Here is a 3,588-nt window from a genome sequence, read left to right on the forward strand (position 1 = left end):
CGAGATCCGGCGCATCGATCTCAGGGTCGTCGCGGCGACCAAAGTCGATCTCGGGCGGCCGGACCAGCGCGGCGATTTTCGCGAGGATCTGTATTTTCGCCTCAACGTGGTGACGCTGCGCATTCCGCCGCTACGTGAACGCCGCGGCGATATCCCGATGCTGTTCGGGCATTTCCTCGGCAAGGCGGCCGAACGGTTTGGCCGGCCTGTCGCCAAGGTGAATGCAGCCGTCAGCGATCATCTCCAGTCGCATGACTGGCCGGGCAATGTGCGCGAGCTCGCCCATTTCGCCGATCGCGTCGCGCTCGGTCTCGGCCCGGACGAGGAGACGAAAACGGTTCGCGCGCATTCGCCGGAGCCTGCGGCAGCATTGCCCGAACGGGTCGGCCACTATGAGGCGCAACTGATCCGCGATGCGCTGCGCGACCATGGCGGCGACGTGCGCGGCGCCATCGACGCGCTCGGCGTGCCGCGTAAGACCTTTTATGACAAGCTCAAGCGCTACGGCATTGCCGCGTCCGAATTTCGCAATGGCGGCGATGCCGATACGCAACCCATCTCGGAAAAGCGATGAACACGACACTGGAAACGACGGCAAATCCCTCGCCGCAAGACCTCACTTTTCTCAGCGAAAGGCTGACGGCGTTCAACGACGGCGATGTCGGCGCGTCCGAAAGGCATGCGCTTGCGGTGTTCGTGCGCGACGACGCCGGCGCGGTCGTCGCCGGCATTTCCGGCTACACCGCCTGGGGATGGCTTTATGTGCAATGGCTCTGGGTGGATGAGCGGCTGCGTGGCCAGCGCATGGCCGGCAAGATGCTGGACGCGGCCGAACATGAAGCGGTGGCGCGCGGCTGTCAAAACGCCTGGATCGACACCTTCAATCCGAATGCCGCCAAGGTCTATCAGCGCCAGGGTTATCAGCCCTTTGGAACACTTGCCGACTTCCCCGTCGGCCGCAGCCGCATCTTCCTGCAGAAGAAACTGGCTTAACCGGCGAGTTTTCCGCCCTGCATCGGCCGCGGTGCGCCGGTCGTGCTCGGAAAACTGATCGGCAGCCCGCGCAGCACGCGAACCGCGAGGAAGGCAAAGCATTCCGCCTCCACCGCGTCGCCGCTCCAGCCCAGGCTCTCGGCCTGCACCACCTCGACGCCGGCGCGGCTGGCCAGCATCGCCATCATGGTCGGATTATGGCGACCTCCGCCGCTGACCACCAGCTTTTTAGGCCGGCTTGGTAAGAGGTCGAGTGCCTTGCCGACGGCGCCGGCGGTGAACGCGGTGAGCAAGGCTGCACCATCCTCTGCATTCAGGCCGTCCGCCATCGCGGCACCGAAGTCGAAACGATCCAGCGATTTCGGGTAGGCTTTGCTCAGATAAGGGTGCTGCAGCAGCTTGGCGAGCCGGGCCTCGTCGACCGTTCCCGCCCGGCCAAGCGCGCCGTCGCGGTCCATCTCGCCGAGCGCCTTCGACTTGATGAAATCGTTGAGTGGCGCGTTGGCGGGGCCGGTGTCGAAGGCGACGACATTGTCAGCGCCGTCCCACCAGGTGATGTTGGCGACGCCGCCGAGGTTGAGTACGGCGACCTCGCCATTGGCACCGGCGCTGCGCATCAGCGCGGTGTGATAGACCGCGGCCAGCGGCGCGCCTTGCCCCCCGGCGCGCATGTCGGCCGAGCGGAAATCGTATGCGACCTTGGTGCCCAGTATGGCATGCATCAGCTCACCGTCGCCGAGCTGCCGGGTCTGGCCCAGCCGTCCAACCTGCGGCGCACGATGCAGAACGGTCTGGCCGTGAAAACCGACAATGCCGATATCGGCCATCGTCATGCCACAGCCTTCGACCAACTCCTTGACGGCCGCCGATTGCGCGCGTGTCAGGGCATCCTCCGCGGTGCGGAAGATCGCCGGCTCCGGCCCGACGAAATTCCACGCCCGCGCCTCCGTCAGCGTCTCTTCCAGCAGCGAGCGGATCGACGCGGGATAGGGCATCAGCCGATAGGTGCCGAAATCCTCGATCTGCTCGCCATCGGTCTTGATCAGCGCGACGTCGATGTTGCCGTCCAGCACCGTGCCGGTCATCAGGCCGACGGCCCAGATTGGTTCCATAGTCGTTTCCTCGTTGAGCATGATCTTTTCCGAAAACCGTTTCCCACTTTTCGGGACCATGCTCCAGTCCCCATCGATGAGATCACCGATAGCTTTGCGAAGCCTGACGATCCTACCGTCAAAATATCGGTCGGATGAATCCGGTTGGCGGGCAAGGTCCAAGCCTTGCCACTGTCGAAGTGGCGGTCTCGGTGCTGAAGACCGAACGGCCTTCGTAGCGCCACAGGCGATGCTGGACCGCGCAACGTCGGTTCTGCAGCCGTCTGGCTCAACAACCGCCGAGATGCCACCTCTTGCCTGTCAGCCCCGAAGGCGCGACCTTGCCTGATCTGGCGAACGCTTCCGCCGAAATCCGCAAGGAGTGAAAAATCATGGCATCCGATGTGGCCGTCATTGCAGGCGCCGGCGCTGGTCTGAGCGCCTCGCTTGCGCGCCTTCTCACCCGGGAAGGCTTTCGCGTGGTTCTGGCCGCCCGCAATGTCGAGAAGCTCAGCGCTCTGACCGACGAAACCGGTGCGCTGGCCGTCGAGACGGATGTTGCCGACGTCGCGTCCGTCGCCAGCCTGTTCGACACCGCAGACAAGGCCGGCCCGCTGGCGCTTGCAGTGTTCAACGCCAGCGCGCGCACCCGCGGACCGATCGCCGAGCTCGATGCCGAAGCGGTCAAACAGGCATTGCTGGTCGGCGCCTATGGCGGCTTCCTGGTCGGCCAGCAGGCGGCGCGCCGGCTGCTTGCGCGGGGTTCCGGATCGATCCTGTTCACCGGGGCCACCGCCAGCGTGAAGGGATTTCCCGGCTCAGCCGGCTTCGCCATGCCGAAATTCGGCCTGCGCGGCCTGGCGCAGTCCATGGCCCGCGAGCTCGCTCCGCAGAACATCCACGTCGCCCACTTCATCATCGACGGCCAGATCGAGCCGCCCGGACAGGTGGCCGATCCCGGCCGGCCGGACCGCCGTCTATCGCCGGACGCCATCGCCGAGGCCTATCTTACAACCCATCGCCAGCATCGCAGCGCCTGGAGCTCGGAGCTTGAGCTGCGGCCCTGGGCAGAGACGTTTTGACAGTGCAGCTGATCGCCTAGGGGCCAACTGATCGCCTGGCGGGAAGTAACGCGAGCCTTCCGCCACTCCTTTTACATTAGGCGATACTAATATTTTGTGGCTCTGAGCTGCTTATCCGATACATAAAAAAGCCCAGTGTAATATATACGTTTGTTTAACGTCGGTTGTGCATCTTGCTGGCTTTCCCGGTCTAATTGAGAACGCGTATGCCGGTTACACGTCGTACACTGCTTGCGGCCGGGAGCGGCGGGTTGCTGATCTCGCAAGCCCGGGCGGCCAACACTCCAGGACAGCAGGCGGAGAACGCCCCAAAGCCGATCGCGAGCGGCGATGCCTTGCGCATCGCAATGCCGGCCTTCGCTTCCAATCCGTTCTTCCCGGCCGACGGATCGGGGGACAATGGCATAGACATGGAACTGGCC

At 64.3% G+C, this 3,588-nt stretch carries 4 protein-coding genes; 3 read left to right on the forward strand and 1 reads right to left on the reverse strand.

Annotation, left to right across the window (positions count from 1 at the left end; all coding sequences use genetic code 11):
* Both EN991_RS27800 and EN991_RS27805 read left to right on the forward strand, forming a co-directional pair.
* On the forward strand, positions 1-574 hold a 574-nt coding region (locus EN991_RS27800), incomplete at its 5' end, for a sigma 54-interacting transcriptional regulator (RefSeq protein ID WP_164769413.1).
* Positions 571-993, forward strand: coding sequence for a GNAT family N-acetyltransferase (locus EN991_RS27805; RefSeq protein ID WP_127369953.1), 423 nt, complete (start codon positions 571-573; stop codon positions 991-993). The genes EN991_RS27800 and EN991_RS27805, both read left to right, overlap by 4 nt.
* On the opposite strand, the gene EN991_RS27810 is transcribed toward EN991_RS27805, so the two are convergent.
* Complete coding sequence (locus EN991_RS27810) at positions 990-2,105, reverse strand: anhydro-N-acetylmuramic acid kinase (protein WP_127369954.1); 1,116 nt, start codon at positions 2,103-2,105, stop codon at positions 990-992. The two genes, EN991_RS27805 and EN991_RS27810, sit on opposite strands and share 4 nt — an antisense overlap.
* Before the next feature lie 371 nt (positions 2,106-2,476).
* Between EN991_RS27810 and EN991_RS27815 the strand changes: the two genes are divergently transcribed.
* Positions 2,477-3,166 carry an SDR family NAD(P)-dependent oxidoreductase gene (locus tag EN991_RS27815; protein ID WP_024502571.1) on the forward strand — a complete coding sequence of 230 codons (690 nt, stop codon included), beginning with the start codon at positions 2,477-2,479 and terminating at the stop codon, positions 3,164-3,166.
* Positions 3,167-3,588 lie beyond the last annotated feature (422 nt).

Source organism: Mesorhizobium sp. M7A.F.Ca.US.005.03.2.1 (genome assembly GCF_003997795.1).
GTDB classification, from domain to species: domain Bacteria; phylum Pseudomonadota; class Alphaproteobacteria; order Rhizobiales; family Rhizobiaceae; genus Mesorhizobium; species Mesorhizobium ciceri.

Bases quoted from the DNA above. Each gene is read 5' to 3' on its own strand.
- EN991_RS27805 (WP_127369953.1), top strand. From the start codon at position 571: ATGAACACGACACTGGAAACGACGGCAAATCCCTCGCCGCAAGACCTC.
- EN991_RS27810 (WP_127369954.1), bottom strand. From the start codon at position 2,105: ATGGAACCAATCTGGGCCGTCGGCCTGATGACCGGCACGGTGCTGGAC.
- EN991_RS27815 (WP_024502571.1), top strand. From the start codon at position 2,477: ATGGCATCCGATGTGGCCGTCATTGCAGGCGCCGGCGCTGGTCTGAGC.